Below are 19,213 nucleotides of genomic sequence, written 5' to 3' on the forward strand. Positions count from 1 at the left end.
GATGTCGGTATTACTGAGCATTACAGCATTCATCATCACCATCGGCATTCTTGTGACATTTCACGAGCTTGGACACTACTGGGTGGCCCGTAAATGCGGTGTCAAAGTGCTGACTTTCTCCTTTGGCTTTGGCCCATGCTTATGGTCCATGCAGAGGGGGGATACGACGTGGCAAATTGCCGCGATTCCGCTGGGTGGCTACGTGCGCATGCTGGATGAACGGGAAGGGCCGGTTGCCCCCAGCGAAAGGCAATATGCGTTTGATCATCAATCGTTGGGAAAACGCGCTGCCGTCATCATCGCAGGCCCGGCTGCAAATTTCCTGCTCGCAATCGCAGTCCTTTGGGGCATTTACAGCTACGGAGTTGAAGAACTGCGCCCGGTAATTGGCGCCGTTGTACCAGGTACGCCCGCTGCATTGGCTGGACTGCAGGCCGGTGATGAGGTGAAGGCTCTGAACGCTTCGCCGATTGCCAGCTGGCAGTCACTACGCATGGCTTTGCTGGACTCCGCGTCAGCCAAGGCGGTTGCCCTTTTGGAGGTGAGGACAGCTGGGGGCGCTTACCTCACTCGAGAGCTGGACTTGCGCAAGCTAACTGCAGCTGATGTGGATGAACATCTGTTGTCTCGCCTGGGGCTGAGCGCCTATCGGTACTTGCCGGTGGTTTACGCCTTGGTGCCAAATAGTGCTGCTGCACAAGCCGGTGTTTTGGCGGGTGACAAAATCATTAGTGTGGATGGGCGATCTGTGTCTGACTGGAACTTGTTTTCCAGTGAAATTCGTAGCCGGCCAGGGCAGACCATCCAATTGGGGTTGGTACGGGGGACTCAACAGTTATCCATGTCCATTGCCATTGCAGCAACTGAAGAGGGTGGAACAAAGATGGGCCGCCTCGGAATTCTTCCATCGCCAGACTTCAAGCAGATTGAAAATCTACGCATCAATGTACAGTATGGTCCGATTGAAGCGCTTCAGGCGGCACTGACAGAAACGTGGGATAAAGCCGGCTTCAGCCTGAAAATGCTCTGGAGAATGGTGGCTGGTAATGTTTCGTGGAAGCAAATTAGTGGTCCCGTTTCAATTGCTGATTATGCTGGGCAATCAGCAAAGGCAGGTTTTCAACCATATCTGGAATTTTTGTGCTTGCTAAGTATCAGTATAGGTGTGCTGAATCTTCTGCCTATCCCGGTGCTGGATGGTGGGCATTTGTTGTATTATGCGGCCGAATTTATCAAGGGAAGTCCCTTGTCTATTCGAACTATCGAGATTGGACAGAGAGTAGGCCTGTTGCTACTGTTTTCGCTGATGGCATTTGCTCTGATCAATGATATGCAGCGATTCGGCTGAATTTCCGATTAACTCAACTCAGGCATATAGGGGCTTGGCCTCGGAAGCCATATTGTTTATGACGTTAAAACCCAGTTATCTTTTTATTGCGGCCGCCTTTGGTGTATTTACACTTCCTTCCTGGGCGTTTGAGCCATTTGTAATCAAGGAAATCCGGGTAGAAGGAATTCAGCGTACCGAAGCGGGTACGGTTTTTAATTACCTGCCTGTAAAAGTCGGCGATCGTATTGACGATGGCAAAGCATCTGAAGCAATCAAGGCTTTGTTTGCTACAGGATTTTACAATGATGTGCGTCTGGAAGCTGACAAAGACACCTTGGTCGTTTCTCTGGATGAGCGGCCGGTTATTGCAGAAATGCGGGTTGACGGCGCCAAGGAAATTGAAAACGATCAGTTGCTAAAGGTGCTGCGCGAAGCGGGCCTTGCCGAATCAAGAACCTTTGATCGCGCGTTGCTGGAGCAGGCTGAGCAGGAAATCAAGAAGCAGTATTTTAGCCGGGGAAAATACTCGGTTAAAATCAATGTTGATGTTAAACGACAGGAACGTAACCGGGTTGGCATTTACTGGACGGTTTCTGAAGGGTTGACCGCCAAAATTCGGCAAATCAATATCGTTGGAAATAGCAATTATTCTGAGAAAGAACTACTTGACTACTTCCAGTTAACTACCCCGGGTTGGCTGACCTGGTTCAGCAAGAATGACCAATATTCCAAACAGAAGCTGCAGGCGGATACTGAGACACTGCGCTCCTTTTATCTGAACAGAGGCTACCTTGAATTCGCTATCGAATCTCAGCAAGTGGCCTTGTCTGACGATAAAAAAGATATTTTCCTGACTATCAACATTAATGAAGGTCAAAAATATAAAGTCAGTGCGGTGAAATTTGCTGGAGAGATGCTGGTTCCCGAAGAGGAGCTGAAAAAGTTGGTAAATATCTCGGCCGGCGATGTTTTTTCGCGTGAACAAATCAATGCAGCAACTGAACGTATCAGCGCAAGATTGGCGGATGAGGGGTATGCGTTTTCTAACGTCAATGCAATCCCGGAGATTGACAAAACCAAGGCAGAAGCGGCATTCACCTTCTATATTGATCCCGGTAGAAAAACTTATGTAAGACGGGTAAATGTCAGCGGTAATATCCGGACACGCGACGAGGTGATACGCCGGGAATTGCGCCAGGTTGAGGCGGCCCCCTATGCGGGTTGGAAAATCAAGCGTTCGAAAGAACGGCTTGACATGCTTGGCTATTTCTCTGAGGTGAATATTGAAACACCGCTGGCCCCAGAAAGTCAGGATCAGGTTGATGTCAATGTCAACGTGGTGGAACGGCAAACAGGGAATATTGTGGTGGGTGCTGGCTACCAGAAAGGGGATGGCTTGGTGCTGTCTGGCTCGGTCGAGCAAAGCAATATCTTTGGTAGTGGTAAATATCTGAAGTTGGAGCTCAACACTAGCAAGAGCCAGAAGGTATATGCCTTGTCGTTTACCGATCCTTATTCGACCCCTGATGGCGTTTCGCGTGGTTATGATATTTATCAACGCACAACGGATCCGTCGAGTGAAGCCACGGCGCGCTATAAGAACCGTAGTACTGGCGGTGGGATACGGTGGGGAATTCCGATTTCCGAATACGATGGGATCAATTTCTCATTGAATGCTGACCGATCCCGCCTGAGCCTCTACCCCGATAGTCCTCGTGTGATTGTGGATCTGTATAACAAATATGGCGCGAACTACACGACGCTTTCTGCGTCCGCTAGCTGGGTGAGAGATAGTCGCGATAGCTCCTTGTTCCCCACACGAGGGGTGTTAAGGCAGATCAATGCGCAGTTGGCGCTGCCTGGTGGTGATTTGCGCTATTACCGATTGCTGGGGCAGCAGCAGTATTTCCAGCCGATCAGTAAGGATTTCACCTTGCTCTGGAATGTTGAGGGTGGCTATGGCAAGGGCTACGGCGGCCAGAACCTGCCCGGAACGGCAAACTTTTATGCAGGTGGCGTCGGTTCGGTTCGTGGTTATGCTTCATCAACCCTTGGTCCGCGTGAAGGTGGAAAGGGCGACGCTGTAGGGGGTAACCGGCGCTTGGTGACCAATCTTGAGTTGTTGTTCCCGATGCCGGGCCTCAAGAACGACAAGTCTGTTCGCTTGAGTGGCTTTATCGACGGTGGTACGGTGTGGGGCGAGCAGGACAAGTTTAACTTCAAGGATTTGCGCTATTCGGCAGGTCTTGCCTTAAGTTGGTTGGCGCCTATCGGGCCGCTGAAATTCAGTTATGCCAAACCGCTCAATAGCAAGCCTGAAGATAAAGTCGAGCGCTTCCAGTTCAGCCTGGGAAAGATTTTCTGAACGGTGCTGGAACATTTTGCGAGGAAATTGCCGTGAAACGCATAAAGCCCCTATTAATTTCGTTGGCCTTGGTGTTGGCGCCAGCAGTGGCGTCTGCCAACGAGCTGAAGATTGGGTTTGTCAATCTTGAGCGCATCATGCGTGAGTCGGCGCCTGCGGTGAAGGCTTACAAGAAGCTGGAAAAGGAGTTCTCTTCCCGCGAGACTGATCTGAAAAAGATCACCGAGCAGATCCGTAGCAAGCAGACGGAGCTCGACAAGGGTGGCTTGACCATGCCAGAGACTGAACGACGCAACAAGGAGCGTGAAACGGTTAAGTTGCAGCAGGATTTTCAGCGTATGCAACGCGAATACCGCGAAGATTTGAACGCCAGAAAGAACGAAGAATTGGCAGGTATTCAGGAACGGGTGTACTCGACGATTCAGAAGATCGCCGATAGCGATAAGTACGATGCCGTTTTACAGGAAGCGGTGTACTACAACCCTAAACTTGATATCACAGACAAGGTTCTCAAGGCTCTGTCAGATAAATAGCATGCCCACGGGACAGATTTGGTGTTTTGCTTGGTTGCCCGATCTGTGCCCGTTTGCTGTAGAAAGGTTTGGTTTTGCCCGCGTCTTCTGTGTCTTATCGTTTGTCCGAGCTGGTTGATCGATTTGGTGGTGAGTGGCTTGGCTCTGATGTTGTGGTTTCCCAGGTGGCTAGTCTGGAGAATGCAGATTCCAGCCATATCAGTTTTCTGTCCAACCCGAAGTATCGCAAGCAGCTCAGTACCAGCCGTGCCGGGGCGATTATCGTTGAAGCCTCGTTGCGAGACGCTATTACGGTCCCGCGCATTGTCTGCGCCAATCCTTATCTCTACTTTGCCAAAGTATCGTCACTATTGAACCCGAGAGGACGCCCTGCGCCGGGCATTCATCCGTCGGCTGTGATCCATTCTTCGGCAGTCGTGGACGCATCAGCCCACATTGGACCGCATGTTTCGATTGGCGAAGGTGTGGTGGTTGGTGCGGATTGCATTTTGCATCCTGGCGTACAACTGGCGGCATACGTGCAACTGGGGTCTGGATGCGAGTTGCATGCAAACGTGGTGATCTACCAGGACTGCATTCTCGGCAACCGGGTGACCCTGCATAGTGGCGCGGTGATAGGTGCCGATGGTTTCGGGCTGGCATGGGATGCCGATCACTGGTTCAAAATTCCGCAGATCGGCCGTGTGCTGATTGGGGATGATGTAGAGATCGGTGCTTCCACCACGGTGGATCGTGGTGCGCTCAATGACACCATTATTGAAGAAGGGGCCAAGCTGGATAATCAGATCCAGATTGGGCACAACGTTGTGATCGGGGCCCACTCTGCGCTGGCCGGCTGCGTTGGCGTGGCGGGGAGTACCCGTATTGGTCGCTATTGCACCTTTGGCGGTAGCGCCATGATCCTCGGTCATCTGGATATTGCAGACAAAGTCAATGTCATGGCTGGCACGCTGGTCGGAAAGTCGATTCGCCAGGCTGGGACCTACACCGGCTGGTATCCCGTACAAAAACATGAGGACTGGCTCACCAATGCGTCGCATTTGCGGCACCTGGATGCGCTGGCCAAACGAGTAAAAGAACTCGAAATCAAAATCGCGCAGCTCGACACCCAAGGCGAGCACAACAAAGAGGGAGACAAACCATGAACGCGATGGATATCCAAGGAATTCTCAAGTTTTTACCCCACCGGTTTCCGTTTTTGCTGGTGGATCGGGTGAAGGAGCTTGAACCCGGCAAGCACATCGTTGCAATGAAGAATGTCAGCATTAATGAGCCATATTTCTGTGGGCACTTCCCGCACTATCCTGTCATGCCAGGCGTCTTGATCGTTGAGGCATTGGCACAGGCTGCCGGTATTCTGTCGTTCAAGACCATGGGCGACGCCCCGGATGAGAAGTCGTTGTATTTTTTTGTCGGCATTGATAAGGCCCGTTTCAAGGCGCCCGTTGTTCCTGGCGATCAACTTGAACTGCGGGTAGAGATCGTGCGGCAGATGCGCGGCATCTGGAAGTACAACGGAACGGCATTGGTGGGGGGCGAGGTGGTTTGCGAAGCCGAGCTGATGTGTGCCAAGCGTGATATTCCGGCAAACGATTCACAGTAAGATTCATCAACCATCGGGGCTACCGGCCCCACTAAGGCGGGTTGGCATGGGTGTTGCGGGCCAGTTCAGGCAGGCCCTGCCAATCTGATGACGATCTCGCAGCTACACCATGAGGCGCATCCGCTGCTGCGTTGGGCTGTGACGTCGGGGGCTAAAGCCCTGAAGACTTCCAGCCGTGCTCAGGCAGCTTGCCCGCCAATCTTCTACTACTCAGCCTCGTTACAGAGGGCTTGTCTTATGCCAAAAATTCATCCAAGTGCGCAGGTGCACCCAAAGGCCGAGCTGGCCGATGATGTCGAGGTTGGTGCGTTCGCTTTCATTGGGGAGTCGGTCACCATCGGTGCGGGCAGCAACATCGGCCCTCATACCGTGATTGAAGGTGTCACTGAGATCGGTACCAACAACCGCTTCTATGGTTCTGCCTCGATTGGCTGCGCGCCGCAGGACAAAAAGTATCGTGGCGAGCCGACGCGGCTGGTGATTGGTAACGACAATACGGTATTTCAGTACGTCACGATATCGACGGGAACGGTGCAGGACGGCGGCATCACCCGGCTGGGAGACGACAACTGGATCATGGCGTATTCGCATATTGCGCATGACTGCCAGCTGGGGAGTCATATCATTCTTGCCAATAATGCTACCCTGGCTGGCCATGTCTACCTGGGGGACTGGGTGTTTCTTGGCGGGTTCACTACCGTTCACCAATTCTGCAAGATCGGCATGCATGCCATGACGGCATTTACCGCTGCCGTATCGCAGGATATTCCGCCTTACATCACCGCAGCGGGCAACCGGGCGGCACCCGCAGGAATCAATAGCGAAGGGCTACGCCGGCGAGGTTTTAGTGCCGAACAGATTACCGAGATCAAGCGCGCCTACAAGATACTCTATCGACAAGGGCTGAGTCTGGAGGAGGCTCGGCGCCAGATCGAGGAGCGCAGCCAGTTGTGTCCTGAGCTACAGGCGTTTGTTGATTTCTTCCCTACCATTACTCGCGGTTTGATTCGTTAGAACCATGTCTCAACAACTCTTCATGGGCGGGGGCTCGCCCCGTATAGCTATTGTGGCCGGCGAAGCTTCCGGTGATGCGCTTGGCGCTGCGCTGGTGCAGGTGCTGTCGCAGCGACTGCCTGGTGCGAAATTTGCCGGCATTGCTGGACCAAAAATGCAGTCCGTAGGGGTATACAGCGCGTTTCCAATGGAAAAGCTGGCGGTGCGGGGTTATCTCGAAGTGTTGAAGAGCTTGCGCGAATTATTGGCCATGCGACGTCAGCTCAAGCAGATGATTTTGCGCGAAAGGCCAGATGTGCTGATCGGAATTGATGCGCCAGATTTCAATTTGGGACTGGAGCTGGCGGCCAAGCGCGCGGGCATTCCTACCATTCACTATGTCAGCCCCTCCATCTGGGCTTGGCGGGGGGAGCGCATTCACAAGATCAAACGGGCAACCAGCGATGTGCTCTGCCTGTTTCCGTTCGAGAAACCCCTGTATGACCAAGTCGGCGCGAATGCCACCTATGTTGGTCATCCGCTGGCTGATGAAATCCCCTTGAAACCCGATCGCGCTGCCATGCGCGAGACACTTGGCTTGTCCCAAAGCTCGCTGATATTTGCCTTGCTGCCGGGGAGTCGGCGGAGCGAGCTGGACTTTCATGCCGAGCTTTTTGTGCAGACCGCGTTGCGCCTGAATCAGCGCTTCCCGACGGCGCAGTTTCTGGTGCCGCTGATCACCCGTGAGACTCGTGAGCAGTTCGAGACCGCACTGTATCGCCATGGCGCGCATGAACTTCCCCTGCGCATGATGTTCGGCCATGCCCATGATGCCATGGTGGCAGCTGATGCCATTCTGGTGGCTTCCGGTACGGCAACGCTGGAAGCCGCTTTGGTCAAGCGTCCGCATGTCATCACCTATCGGTTGTCGAATACTACTTACCGCATGGTGAAGAAGAAGATGCACTTGCCCTATGTCGGTCTGCCCAATGTGTTGGCTGGCCGGTTTCTGGTTCCTGAGTTGTTGCAGGACGAGGCAACGCCCGCCAATCTTGCGCAGGCCCTGGCCAATTGCGTCGAAGACCGCCATCTGGTGGCGGCTTTGGTCGAGAAGTTCGAGGGCCTGCATGAGTCCTTGCGTTGCAACGCGGCAGAGAAGGCAGCGGAGGCGGTTATGCGTCATTTGCAGCGAGGAGCGGCCTGATGTTGGTGTGCGGTGTGGATGAGGCGGGGCGTGGCCCACTGGCGGGCGCGGTATATGCGTCAGCGGTTATTCTTGGGCCGGATCACGGCATTGAAGGATTGGCCGATTCCAAAGCACTGACGGCCGCCAAGCGGGAGCTGCTTGCTGTTCAGATCCGCGAACGGGCCTTGGCGTGGTCGGTGGCGACGGCAACTGTTGCGGAAATCGACCAGCTCAATATTCTCAAGGCGACCATGCTGGCAATGCAGCGGGCGGTGGCCGGGCTCGCCGTATCGCCTGACAAAGTGCTGATCGACGGCAACCGTTGCCCGACCTTGCCCTATGCCTGTGAGGCCATCGTCAAAGGGGATGCCAAGATCAGGGAAATCTCGGCAGCGTCGATTCTGGCAAAGGTGGCACGGGACGCCGAACTACTGGCGCTTGATCAGCAATATCCCGGCTATGGCTTCGCTGAACACAAAGGCTACCCCACGGCAGCCCACCTGGCGGCGCTGGCAGCGTTGGGGCCCTGCCCACAGCATCGCACGTCTTTCGGGCCTGTTCGCGCTTGTCTCGGTCAACGCCAGGGGGAGTTGTGGTAGCGGGCAAGCGCGATCTCACCAGTGAAGGTGGGGTCAGATAAACCTGCAATAAATCAAACCTCTATCGCACACCCCCGTCCCCACCGGCGCGACAAGACCTGCCGCCTGCCGCCAAAAATCGTACCAGCCCGCTATTTTCTGCATAAAAACCTGCTTACTTGAATTTGTCATTCCCGCAAACCGGCATCTAAACTGGACCTGACATGGTTCCGGCCTTTGCCGGCAAAGGAATGTGCGATGTTTGTCGTCGTTGGCTACATCTTCATGGTGGTCTGTATTTTTGGGGCCTATGCCGCGCACGGTGGGCACCTGGGTGTGCTGTGGCAGCCATCCGAAATTGTCATCATCTTTGGCGGGGGGCTGGGCGCCATGATTGTGGCGTATGGCGGCACACCGCTGAAGGCAGTGATCAAGGCACTGCCAAGCGTGTTCAAAGGCTCCAAATTCAACAAAAAGTTTTACATGGACTTGTTTGCACTGATGTTTGAAGTGCTGTCCAAGGTCCGCAAAGAAGGCTTGATGTCGATTGAAGGTGATGTCGAAGATCCGCACTCCAGTCCCTTATTCAGCAAGTATCCCGCTATCGCACATGATCACCACGTCGTCGAATTCATCACTGACTACTTGCGACTGATGGTTGGCGGCAACCTGAATGCCTTCGAAATCGAAAACCTGATGGACGTCGAAATCGAGACTCATCATCACGAGGCGGAAATGCCGGTCAATGCCATTACCAAACTGGCCGATGGCCTGCCGGCGTTCGGTATTGTTGCGGCGGTGATGGGGGTGGTTCACACCATGGGCTCCTTGCACCTGCCACCTTCGGCACTCGGCCAGTTGATTGGTGCTGCGCTGGTGGGCACTTTCATGGGGATTTTGCTGGCGTATGGTTTCGTCGGCCCACTGGCAACCGTGCTTGAAATCAAAGTGGCAGAGAGCACCCGTGTCTTCCAGACAGTCAAGGTGACCTTGCTGGCGAGTCTGAATGGCTACGCACCGCAAGTGGCGGTCGAGTTTGGCCGTAAGGCGCTGGAGTCGGTACATCGCCCGACCTTCCAGGAGCTTGAACAGTACGTGAAGGAAGCGAAGAGCCGCTGATTGATGCTGTGCAGTCCGTTACCGCATAGAGGCAACGACCGATGAGTGATGATTCCCAACGGCCCATAATCGTCAAGAAGATCAAAAAGGGGGGGCATGGACACCATGGCGGCGCCTGGAAGATTGCTTATGCAGACTTCGTGACGGCGATGATGGCGTTCTTCCTGCTGATGTGGCTATTGGGTTCGGTGACCAAGGGCGACCTGAAGGGGATTGCAGATTACTTCCAGAATCCGTTCAAGGTTGCGCTGTCGGGGGGGAGTGGTGCCGGTGAGTCGCAGAGTGTGATGCAGGGGGGCGGCAAGGATCTGACCAAGCAGGCGGGTGATTTTCTGCGCAGCCCGGAGGATGGTAGCCGCCGTCAGTCGAAGCGCGGTGAAGAAGCGACCCGGCTCAAAACGCTGAAGAACAAACTCGACAAGATGATGAGCGACAAGAGTGGCAGTCTGGCGCAATTCAAGGATCAACTGATTCTTGATCTGACACCGGAAGGGCTGCGTATTCAGATTGTCGATCAGCAAAAGCGCGCCATGTTCAAAAGTGGTAGTGCCCAGCTGGAGAATTACACCAAGGACATTCTGCACGCGCTGGCGGAAACCTTGAATTCTGTGCCCAATAGTATGAGCTTGTCCGGCCACACGGATGCAGCAGGCTTTTCCAGTGGCGATCGTGGCTATAGCAACTGGGAATTGTCGGCAGATCGGGCCAATGCCTCGCGACGCGAGATGATCGTTGGGGGGTTGAGCGAAGAGAAGGTGCTCCGCGTTGTCGGGTTGGGGTCAGCGGTTCCTTATGATGTGAAAGACCCGCTGAGTCCGATCAACCGGCGTATCAGCATCATCGTGTTGACGGAGGATGCCGCAAACGACATTCGCAAGCAGGCTGGCAGCGGTGGTGCCGTCAAGGAAGAGGAATTCGGGGCCATTCCCGCTGAGGCGGCCAAAACTGCCGAAACAACGGCCAAGCCGGGGCAGTGATCGGGCATGACTTCAATACTTCTGCGTGCGGTGTTGGTTCAGATCGTTGCCTGCTTGTTGGCGACCTTGGCCAGCTGGCTACTTACCGCGCTGTGGCCGTATTGGCTAGTCACGCAGGCGGCCTTTGCTGTGGGGCTGTCTTGGGCGCTGCGTTTGCCACGCTGGTGGCTGGTGATTCATGCAGGGTTCTTGCCGTTGGCGGTGCAGGCGCTGCAGTGGCAGCTAGACCCGGTCTGGTATCTGTTGGCTTTTTTGCTGGCTTGGTTGCTGTTCGGCGCTGTCTACAAAAACCGGGTTCCCCTGTATCTGAGTAACCAAAGGGCGCTGCAGCGCCTGGATGGCTTGATCGCGCCCGGTGCCAGGGTGGTGGATCTGGGGGCTGGTGTTGGTACGGCGCTCAGTTACCTAGGGCGGCGGCAGGACATTGCCGTGACGGGTGTCGAGCATGCGTGGGTGCCGTGGCTGTTGGCGAGGTTGCGACTGTTGCTGCAAGGGCGAAAAGTGGGATTGCTACGATCAGATCTGATGCAGGTCGATCTTGGGCAGTTCGATGTGGTGTATGCCTTTTTGTCGCCAGCGATCATGCCGGGTCTGTGGCAGAAGGTTCGCAAGGAAATGCAGCCCGGGTCTTTATTGGTCAGCAACAGCTTCGAGGTTCCGGGCGTGACGCCGACACAGGTGATCACCCTTGATGACTGGCGGCATTCCTCTCTTTTCGTATGGCGGATCGAATGACCGGCTTAGTCAAACCGCGTACCTCTGCGCCTTCCGATCCTTGGCTGACATTCTGGGCCAAACGCCCGCTCCCCATTCTGCAATCGACGAAGGCTGCGTTGGCCCAATTTTCCGGACGTGCGGAAACTGCGCGTGCCAATGAAATCACTGCCATAGTGCTGCGCGACCCGCTCCTGACTGCGCACGCCCTGCGCTTCATCAACCAGCGCCCGAGCGCCAGTCTCGCCAGCGAAGTCGTGTCGATAGACAATGTGATCATGCTGATGGGCATCAATGCCTTTATCGGCTTTTCCAAGCTGCCGGCAGTCGAGCAGCTGCTGTTGCCCAAACATGCGCCTCATTACTACCAGCTGCTCAACGAAATCGTTCAGGCCCGCCTGGCAGCCAAGCTAGCCAGAGAGTTTGCCACGCTCCGCTACGATGCAAGGCTTGATGAAATCCACGTAACGGCCTTGCTGGCTCGTCTGCCCTATATGCTGCGCACCATCGAGCCCGGCCTGCCTGAGGCCGCACCCAGGACAGACCTGGAACAGGTTGGCGTCAAACTATTCGAGGCGTGGAAGCTGCCTGAGTCGTTCAGCATTCTGCTGGGGGAGTCAGGGGCGACCCAACGTGCCTTGCTGGAACAGACAGCGATTCGCCTGGCCACCCGGCTACATACGGGCTGGTGGGATGAGCTGGTTGAGGACGACTTGCGCATTCTGGCCGCAACGCTGGGCATTGAGCCGCCAGAGGTCTGGCGCATTGTCAGTGGTACCATGCTGAAGATGGCAGCCAAGGATTGGCCGTATCCACAGGTTCCACCGCCTGCCCGCTGGCTGCCGATGATCCCCGGCCCCTGGCCCAAACCCAAGGTTGCTGCTGCGCAGGCAGCACCTCGCCAGACCTTGCAGGACATCATGCTGCAATTGGTGCAGGCCGGGGAAAGCGGCGCCAGTTTCAACCAGATCATGTCGATTGCCATCAAGGCGATTGCCGTGGGTATCGGGATCAAGCGCATCGTGTTTGCCATACTCATGGCCGGGCATAACTGCCTGAAAACCCGCTATCTGCACGGTGCGCCAAATCAAGACCCCTTGCACGAACTGCAGATTGATCTGACTGCACCGCATATTGTCACCAAGCTGATGCTCAAGCCGCAGAGCATCTGGCTGAATGCTTCCAACCATGCTCAATATGAATCCATGCTGCCGCGCGGACTGCGGCAGACGATTGGTCCTCACGAATTTTTTGCCATGTCTCTGTTTGTTGAAGATAAACCGGTCGGCATTTTTTATGCCGACAACCTGGGTAGTCCCGCCTTGAGCGAGGCGCAATACCATGCGTTCAAGCAAGTGTGCCTGGTTACCGGCAAGTGCCTGACCCAGCAAGCGCGGAGGGTTGAACGATGACAGCCAGCCATCACAGTGGGCGCGAGGTAATCCATTCGCGCCACAATCCCTTGTTCAAACAATTGGTGAAACTGGCCGGCAGCCGACGCGAGCGGGCCAAAGCCGGTTTGGCGCTGCTGGATGGGGTGCATCTGATTGAAGCCTGTATCGACGCAGGCTGGCAGCCGGAAAAGCTCGTGGTATCCGAGGCGCTGGATGAAACCCCGCAGCTGGACGAGTGGATCGAGTGCTGCCACGGCAAGGCCGTCTGGATGGCTGAAGCCTTGTTCCGTGAGATTACCGAGATGGAATGCCCGACCGGCATTCTGGCCGTGGTGGCGATTCCGGCTGCTGCCGCACCCAGGCTCGATGGCTGCTGCCTCGCTCTTGATGGCGTGCAGGATCCGGGTAATGTCGGCTCCATCATGCGTACCGCTGCAGCCGCAGGGGTGGATCAGGTCTGGCTATCAACCGGCTGTGCCGATGCCTGGTCCCCCAAGGTGTTGCGGGCGGGAATGGGCGTGCATTTTTCCTTGCCTGTGCTGGAGAAGGTGGATCTGGTGGCGGCATTGAGCCAGTTTAAAGGCAAGGTAGCGGTTACCAGCTTGAGGCAGGCTACACCGCTTTACGCCACCGACCTGCGCGGCGATTTCGCGATGGTGATGGGCAGTGAGGGCGGCGGGGTGTCGGCGGCAGTTGATGCGCTGGCTAAAGTCCGGCTGACCATTCCGATGAAGCCGGGGGTTGAGTCACTGAACGTCGGGGCGGCTACGGCGGTATGCCTGTATGAGCGGATGCGCCAGCAGGAGTATTCCTGACCCCGGTTGAAAAATGGGCGATGGATTGCCTGGTTCGAGCTGATCTGCCTATCAAGAGGCAGCCACATCCGGCGTCGAGTTAGCGGGTAAAACCATGGCGGCCACTTGGCCGCCATGTTTTTTTAGAGCCGCATTGCAGGCATCAGGTCTGCGGTAACCAGCGGGCGCGAAGGCTGCGCAAGGCGGCCATCAGCTGGCGTCCTGAGTCACTATTGGCTTGCATGACGACATTGCCAGCCAGGCACAGGGCGATGCCGGCAAAGCTGGTCAGGTGCCAGACATAGCCTTCAAACAAGCTGGAGAGCAATAGCGCGATGATGGGTGTCAACACGATCGAATAGGCAGCCTTGGCCGCCCCGATGCGTCCGACCAGGGTCAGATATGCCGCAAAGGCGATGATGGAGCCGAATATCGACAGATAGACCAGCGAGCTGATGTACCGGAGCGAGGTGTCGAAGGTCAGCGACTGCCCGCTTGCCAGGGTGTAAAGCACGCTGGCGGTGCCACCGTAGAGCATGCCGAAGCCGATGGTCGGCAACAGGGGTAGCTGAGCTTGCTGATTGCGTTGGGATACCAGATTGCCCAGCGAGGCGACGCAGGTGGAAGCCAGACCAATACCAACGCCCAACCAGGCATTTTCGCCATTCACATGGGTCAACTCGGGCCAGAACACCAAGGCGACGCCTGCGGTACCCATTGCCGCCCCCAGAACGGAGCGCCGGCTGATCGGCTTGCCAAAGGCCAGACGCATGCCCACCAGATTCAATACCACGATAACGGAGAACAGCACTGCAACCAGCCCCGAGCTGACATACCGTTCCGCCTGATAAACCAGCATGTAATTGAGTCCGAACAGAAACAGCCCTTGTGTCGCCATCCAGCCATGTTCACGCAAGCGGAAGGCCAGTTTCTCGCCTTTGGCCGCGCACCAGATCAGCAACAGGCTGCCAGCCAGCAGAAAGCGATAAGCCACCGATGCCGAGGTAGGCACCGTTCCGTACTGGAAAGTAATGGCCAGCCAGGTTGAGCCCCAGATGACGACAGTGATGAGGTAAAGCAAATAGCTGGGCATGGCTGTTCTTCCGATTGATTTTTGAATTTGATAGGGACATAGCCATGGCAGATTAGGCCGAATGGATAGGAATCAACAGCAACGGCCGGTCAGAACGCCGCATGGCTGTATTGTTAAACAGGCCGTGACGGTTATTCGCGAGCCTGTGTCAACGGAACCTAGCCGCCTGTCGGACTTTCGAAGCGCGGGCGGAATTCACGGGTTGAACAGCCCAGGTTTGCTGGCTTTTTCGTTGCATAGGCTCACTATGCGCCTCAAAAAGCCAGCAAAACGGGTCTCGTTCCCCCGTGTTTCCGCCTCCGCGCCCGAAAGTCTGACAGGCTGCTAGCCAATACGGACGGCGGGGATTGCGGCGGTGCGGGTGCCGGGTATCGCCTCGTTATCCTGTGTGTGGTAGCTCATTACCAGCGACAGCTTGGTCTGCGTGGTCTGGTTGTTGCCGGCGGCGTGAAAGGTCGCGCTATGGAAAAACACGACATCGCCCGCTTCCAGAGACGGGAACACCGCTGTGGCAATCAAGCGTTGGCTTTCCGGCAGATCGGTGCGCAGAAAAGTGCGTTCGTCGAAGTATTCCGCTGGTAGATTGACCCGATGGCTACCTGGAATGAAGCCCAGGCAGCCGTTTTCAGGAAACTCCCGCCCCAAGGCCAGCCACACGGATACCAGATTGCTCTCTTTGAAGCTCCAGTATCGGATGTCCCGATGCCAAAGCGTCTTGCTGGAGTAGCTGGGTTGCTTGGTCATCAAACTGTTGTGGTGGGCCTGGGTCAGGGCGATCGGCTTATCGCCCAGCAACTGCCGGACTTTGGTGGTCATGGCCGGATAGTGTGCCCAGTGCCGGAAGGCTTCGTCACGCTGATAGACCTGCAGCAGGCGCCGGATGGTGCGCCCACCCTCCGCTTCGCGAGATTCGGGCGAGCCGGGGTAATGCAAGTCCGCTTCATATTCCACTGGCGCCAGCCCTGCGGCGAGCCCTGCTCGCGCTGCCTCGGCCACGGCGTTGCGCATTGCTGCATCTGCCAGCCCTCGCACAATCAGAAAGCCTTGTTCGGCAAATTGTTGAACTTCGGTATCGGAAAGTAACAAGGAGGTGTTGAGATCAGACATGGCGGCAGTGACTTGAAACAGGGTTGATGGGGCAGAGAACGGTTTAGTTTAGTGTTAGGCGCTGTTGACGTTTTGTTTCCGGTCGCGCCGGGCCGAGTTTTGGGGCAGGGCGAGGCAGGATGAGTGCAGTTTAGCGAGCTAAATAAGCGAACGCTAACGACGCCATGCCCCAAAAATCGACCCGGCCTTGCGTGGCTGTTGCCGCAAAGCGGCTTACAGCCACGGCATCCCCCTTGCGGGGGCGGAGGGTTTCGCCGGATTTGGGCCTGCTGCCGCGTTGACTGCCAGGCTGTTGGCTTGCAATGCAAGCCTTACAGCCTGTGCGCCCAGACGGGAAATCGCGTGGCTTATCACTAAGCGGCGCGCTTTTTGCCTTGCAGCAGGCCCAAATCCGACGAAACGCGATCCGGAAATAAAACGTCAACAGAGCCTAATTGAAGAAGACATTCGGCCAAGGCACGGCCGGATAAAGGGGCTGATGGCGCAGATCTTCACCTCAGCTTCGCTCAGCCTGCTGGGTAGACCTGCCGCGTTGCAGGAAATTCATCGCCAGGCCGAAATTTGCTGGGAGGTAAAGGGACTCGCACATTGGCGGCAACAGGTTCATAGTGCCGGGTTTTGCCTGACATCGTGGCGAATTATGGAAAACCGCCCCACAACAAACGACGATACCGAAATTCTCGAACTGTTGAACAACTTGATGCACGGTCTGAAATATCAGCTTCAGCAGGCCTTCAATCAGGAGCAGGATGGCCTCACGTTGCTTGAGGCACGGGCCTTGCGCTATCTGGCGCGCAATCCCGAGAGTACTCAGGCCGAGCTGGTGCAGAATTTTGGCAGGGATAAAGCACAGATAGCCCGCCTGATCAGCCAATTGCTTGAACGCGGCTTGCTGCAACGGCAGCCGGATGCGCTGGACCGGCGCTGCCACCGCCTGCAACTGACCGAAGCCGGGCACGCCTTGCAGCAGCAGGTTCATCGACACCGCGCTGCGCTGGCAGCACGAATGCTGGAAGGGTTTGAAGCGACCGAGCGAGAAGTGCTGGTGCAGATGTTTGCACGCCTGCAGGCCAATCTGGGCGAGACCGTTGTAGCGCAGAATCTGGATGGTTGATTACATCAACCAATTCAATTAAATTAGTTGAACTGATCAACTATTGAACGATGACCCGCGGCGTTGCGTCGTGTCTGCTCATCCTATTTCTGCTTTCATGTCTGTTTCCATCCCGCAAGACGTTTCCCGCCAGAATCCCAACTGGTTGATTGCCATTCTGGGTGCCCTGGTAGCCTTTGCTCCGCTGTCGATTGATATGTATCTGCCCGCACTGCCTGAAATGGGGGGTGAATTCGGGGCAAGTGCCGGTCAGTACACGCTCGCGGCGTACTTTATTGGCATGGCGCTGGGTCAGTGCCTGTATGGCCCGTTGTCAGACCGCTTTGGTCGCAAGCTTCCACTTTATGTCGGCCTGACCTTGTATGTGCTGGCGTCTGCGGGTTGTGCCCTGGCGCCAGACCTGCCCAGTTTGCTGGTTTGTCGATTCGTGCAGGCTTTGGGTGGCTGTGCCGGACTGGTGATCCCTTTGGCCATGGTGCGGGATCTATTCGACCCGCAAATGACCGCAAGGGTCTTGTCGCGGTTGATGCTGGTGATGGGGGTAGCGCCCATGCTGGCGCCGCTGGCTGGCTCACAGTTGCTGCAAGTGGCTGGCTGGCGGGCCATTTTCTGGGTGCTGGCGGCCAGTGGCCTGGCGGGTTTGCTGGCGATCCGGTTTGGTTTGCAGGAATCGTTGCCTCCCCAGCTTGTGAAGCCGGTATCGGTTGGCGGGGCCTTGCGCACTTTCGGACAGCTGCTGGCCGATCGCCACTATCTGGGCCATGCCCTTGCCGGCGCCTTCGCCAGTGCCGGCATGTTTGCATACATCGCAGGTTCGCCGTCGGTGCTGATCACGCTGCATGGATTGTCTCCACAGGCGTATAGCTGGGTGTTCGGCATCAATGCGCTGGGCCTGATCACCGCCTCGCAGTTCAATCACCGTCTGCTGGCAACGCGCTCCCCCGAGAAAGTGTTGACGCTGGCGTTGTGGGTCATGGCCGTTTGCGGCCTGGGTCTGTTCGCTGCGGGTATGGCGGCACTGACGCATTCGGCAGGCTTGCTCAGCCTGTTGCTGCCCTTGTTTGGATTTGTGATGCTGATTGGCTTTGTCGGGCCAAATACTTCAGCGGGAGCCATGGCCGGGCAGGCGGGTCAAGCGGGTAGTGCCTCGGCCTTGCTGGGGACTTTGCGCTTTGCGATTGCAACCGTGGCCGGGGCATCGGTCGGCCTGCTCGACGATGGCACGGCACGACCGATGGGTTTGATGATGGCGCTGTGTGGCGGGGCTGCGTTAGCTTGCTATCTTGGCCTGGCCCGATCCAGCCGGGTTGGCCAAACTGCCTGAAACGCCGAACCTGGACTTACTGCGACTCGACGACCAGCCGGGTGTTGATCGGTTGGATTGGCCGGGCATTCATCGGGAACTCCTGACGGAAGCGTGCCAATTGCCGCTCGGAAATCTGCTGCGGATTCTTCATGACGATCCAGCGCACCCCCTCGCTGCAAGGTGGGGTGGTCAGTGAACCCATGAAAGTATAAAAGCCCAGCTTCAGTGGAAGCAGGCTGGCTGCACTGACGTGTGTTTCCTCGTACTGACGGGTTTCGCCATGCTCGGTTGGCATCCTGTCCCACAGGGCTTCGAGGGTTGGATTGTCGCGGCCTTTTTCAAACAACACACCAATCACCGCCAGTCGGCCATCTTCGCTACGGTGGACCAGATGCGCAACCAGCGGAAAGGCCCGACCGTTGATCTGCTCTTCACTCGGGGTGTGAAAGTGAAACTGCAGTAGCTGGTAGCGTTCGCCAAAGGCCGTGATATAGCTGCCTGGGTCATAATTTGCCTGGATGGTATGGCCATTGTTGACGAGGTTGATCTTGGAGATGCCGTAGCTGAATTCGATCTTGTCTATCTTCTGCCCGACGACGCTGGTGATGTTGATCGGTGACTGTTCCTTGCCGTCCCGACACAAACTGTAGGCCGGGTTCATATTCGCCCAGCCAGCTGGCCCGTTTGGTCCACCATACCCCCAGTGCCCGCCGCCACTCGGGCCGCTCTCATGCTCATTCTTTTCGGCAGGCTCCTTGGCCTTGGCAGGTGCCGGCCGGGCGGCAGGTTTGGGGGCAGCGTGAGGCTTGGCGGCGGGTGCTGCCGGCTTGGGTTCATTGGCCAGAGCAGGGGCAGTCAGGCTGGCAGCGGCCAGCGCGCATAGCATAATACGCATCGTGAATCCTCTCAGTTGTTTGATTGGTGCGGTGACCTTGGTATAGCAGGAGATAACCCTCCGGGCCGGGTCGATTTTTCGGGGCGTGGCGTGGTTAGGGTTTGCATATTTA

The 19,213-nt window shown here is 56.3% G+C and carries 18 protein-coding genes; 15 read left to right on the top strand and 3 right to left on the bottom strand.

Features of this window, described 5'->3' with window-relative positions; translation table 11 throughout:
• Nucleotide 1 precedes the first annotated feature (1 nt).
• The 13 genes from rseP (at nucleotide 2) to PZA18_RS11275 (ending at nucleotide 13,607) form a co-directional block, all read left to right on the top strand.
• A complete protein-coding gene (rseP, locus tag PZA18_RS11215; protein ID WP_284100936.1) occupies nucleotides 2–1,348 on the top strand; it encodes an RIP metalloprotease RseP in 1,347 nt (448 codons plus the stop codon).
• A gap of 58 nt (nucleotides 1,349–1,406) precedes the next feature.
• Nucleotides 1,407–3,695, top strand: a complete 2,289-nt coding sequence (bamA, locus tag PZA18_RS11220; protein ID WP_284100937.1) for an outer membrane protein assembly factor BamA — start codon at nucleotides 1,407–1,409, stop codon at nucleotides 3,693–3,695.
• Nucleotides 3,696–3,727: 32 nt separating this feature from the next.
• On the top strand, nucleotides 3,728–4,228 hold the full coding sequence (locus PZA18_RS11225; RefSeq protein ID WP_284100938.1) for an OmpH family outer membrane protein: 501 nt from the start codon (nucleotides 3,728–3,730) through the stop codon (nucleotides 4,226–4,228).
• A gap of 89 nt (nucleotides 4,229–4,317) precedes the next feature.
• Nucleotides 4,318–5,373 carry a UDP-3-O-(3-hydroxymyristoyl)glucosamine N-acyltransferase gene (gene lpxD, locus PZA18_RS11230; protein WP_284100939.1) on the top strand — a complete coding sequence of 352 codons (1,056 nt, stop codon included), beginning with the start codon at nucleotides 4,318–4,320 and terminating at the stop codon, nucleotides 5,371–5,373.
• Nucleotides 5,370–5,831: a 3-hydroxyacyl-ACP dehydratase FabZ gene (fabZ, locus tag PZA18_RS11235; protein WP_308447366.1), complete on the top strand. Its 462-nt coding sequence runs from the start codon at nucleotides 5,370–5,372 to the stop codon at nucleotides 5,829–5,831. The genes lpxD and fabZ overlap by 4 nt, the downstream gene beginning before the upstream one ends.
• A 237-nt stretch (nucleotides 5,832–6,068) precedes the next feature.
• The gene (gene lpxA / locus PZA18_RS11240; RefSeq protein ID WP_284100940.1) at nucleotides 6,069–6,845 is read left to right on the top strand and encodes an acyl-ACP--UDP-N-acetylglucosamine O-acyltransferase; all 777 of its coding nucleotides are present in this window, start codon (nucleotides 6,069–6,071) and stop codon (nucleotides 6,843–6,845) included.
• 4 nt (nucleotides 6,846–6,849) lie between these two features.
• Nucleotides 6,850–8,028 (top strand): lipid-A-disaccharide synthase, encoded by a 1,179-nt coding sequence (lpxB, locus tag PZA18_RS11245; RefSeq protein ID WP_284100941.1) that lies wholly within the window; start codon nucleotides 6,850–6,852, stop codon nucleotides 8,026–8,028.
• Nucleotides 8,028–8,609 carry a ribonuclease HII gene (gene rnhB / locus PZA18_RS11250; protein WP_284100942.1) on the top strand — a complete coding sequence of 194 codons (582 nt, stop codon included), beginning with the start codon at nucleotides 8,028–8,030 and terminating at the stop codon, nucleotides 8,607–8,609. Before lpxB ends, rnhB begins: the two co-directional genes overlap by 1 nt.
• Nucleotides 8,610–8,846: 237 nt before the next feature.
• Nucleotides 8,847–9,707, top strand: coding sequence for a flagellar motor stator protein MotA (motA, locus tag PZA18_RS11255; RefSeq protein WP_284100943.1), 861 nt, complete (start codon nucleotides 8,847–8,849; stop codon nucleotides 9,705–9,707).
• 41 nt (nucleotides 9,708–9,748) lie between these two features.
• Nucleotides 9,749–10,684, top strand: a complete 936-nt coding sequence (gene motB / locus PZA18_RS11260; RefSeq protein WP_284100944.1) for a flagellar motor protein MotB — start codon at nucleotides 9,749–9,751, stop codon at nucleotides 10,682–10,684.
• A 6-nt stretch (nucleotides 10,685–10,690) separates the two neighbouring features.
• Nucleotides 10,691–11,419, top strand: a complete 729-nt coding sequence (locus PZA18_RS11265) for a methyltransferase domain-containing protein (RefSeq protein WP_284100945.1) — start codon at nucleotides 10,691–10,693, stop codon at nucleotides 11,417–11,419.
• On the top strand, nucleotides 11,416–12,810 hold the full coding sequence (locus tag PZA18_RS11270) for an HDOD domain-containing protein (protein WP_284100946.1): 1,395 nt from the start codon (nucleotides 11,416–11,418) through the stop codon (nucleotides 12,808–12,810). The genes PZA18_RS11265 and PZA18_RS11270 overlap by 4 nt, the downstream gene beginning before the upstream one ends.
• Nucleotides 12,807–13,607 carry a TrmH family RNA methyltransferase gene (locus tag PZA18_RS11275; RefSeq protein WP_284100947.1) on the top strand — a complete coding sequence of 267 codons (801 nt, stop codon included), beginning with the start codon at nucleotides 12,807–12,809 and terminating at the stop codon, nucleotides 13,605–13,607. Before PZA18_RS11270 ends, PZA18_RS11275 begins: the two co-directional genes overlap by 4 nt.
• Nucleotides 13,608–13,749: 142 nt before the next feature.
• On the opposite strand, the gene PZA18_RS11280 is transcribed toward PZA18_RS11275, so the two are convergent.
• Together PZA18_RS11280 and PZA18_RS11285 are read right to left on the bottom strand one after the other, a co-directional pair.
• Nucleotides 13,750–14,679 (bottom strand): DMT family transporter, encoded by a 930-nt coding sequence (locus tag PZA18_RS11280; RefSeq protein ID WP_284100948.1) that lies wholly within the window; start codon nucleotides 14,677–14,679, stop codon nucleotides 13,750–13,752.
• 324 nt (nucleotides 14,680–15,003) lie between these two features.
• Complete coding sequence (locus PZA18_RS11285; RefSeq protein WP_284100949.1) at nucleotides 15,004–15,786, bottom strand: phytanoyl-CoA dioxygenase family protein; 783 nt, start codon at nucleotides 15,784–15,786, stop codon at nucleotides 15,004–15,006.
• A gap of 478 nt (nucleotides 15,787–16,264) precedes the next feature.
• Here PZA18_RS11285 and PZA18_RS11290 point away from each other — a divergent pair, with 478 nt between their 5' ends.
• Together PZA18_RS11290 and PZA18_RS11295 are read left to right on the top strand one after the other, a co-directional pair.
• A complete protein-coding gene (locus PZA18_RS11290; protein ID WP_284100950.1) occupies nucleotides 16,265–16,900 on the top strand; it encodes a MarR family winged helix-turn-helix transcriptional regulator in 636 nt (211 codons plus the stop codon).
• Nucleotides 16,901–16,970: 70 nt separating this feature from the next.
• Nucleotides 16,971–18,224, top strand: coding sequence for a multidrug effflux MFS transporter (locus tag PZA18_RS11295; protein ID WP_284100951.1), 1,254 nt, complete (start codon nucleotides 16,971–16,973; stop codon nucleotides 18,222–18,224).
• 16 nt (nucleotides 18,225–18,240) lie between these two features.
• Here the strand turns inward: PZA18_RS11295 and PZA18_RS11300 are convergent, their stop codons facing one another.
• The gene (locus PZA18_RS11300; protein ID WP_284100952.1) at nucleotides 18,241–19,101 is read right to left on the bottom strand and encodes a carbonic anhydrase; all 861 of its coding nucleotides are present in this window, start codon (nucleotides 19,099–19,101) and stop codon (nucleotides 18,241–18,243) included.
• Between the last annotated feature and the right edge of the window lie 112 nt (nucleotides 19,102–19,213).

The organism is Parachitinimonas caeni (assembly GCF_030129945.1).
Lineage (GTDB): Bacteria > Pseudomonadota > Gammaproteobacteria > Burkholderiales > Chitinimonadaceae > Parachitinimonas > Parachitinimonas caeni.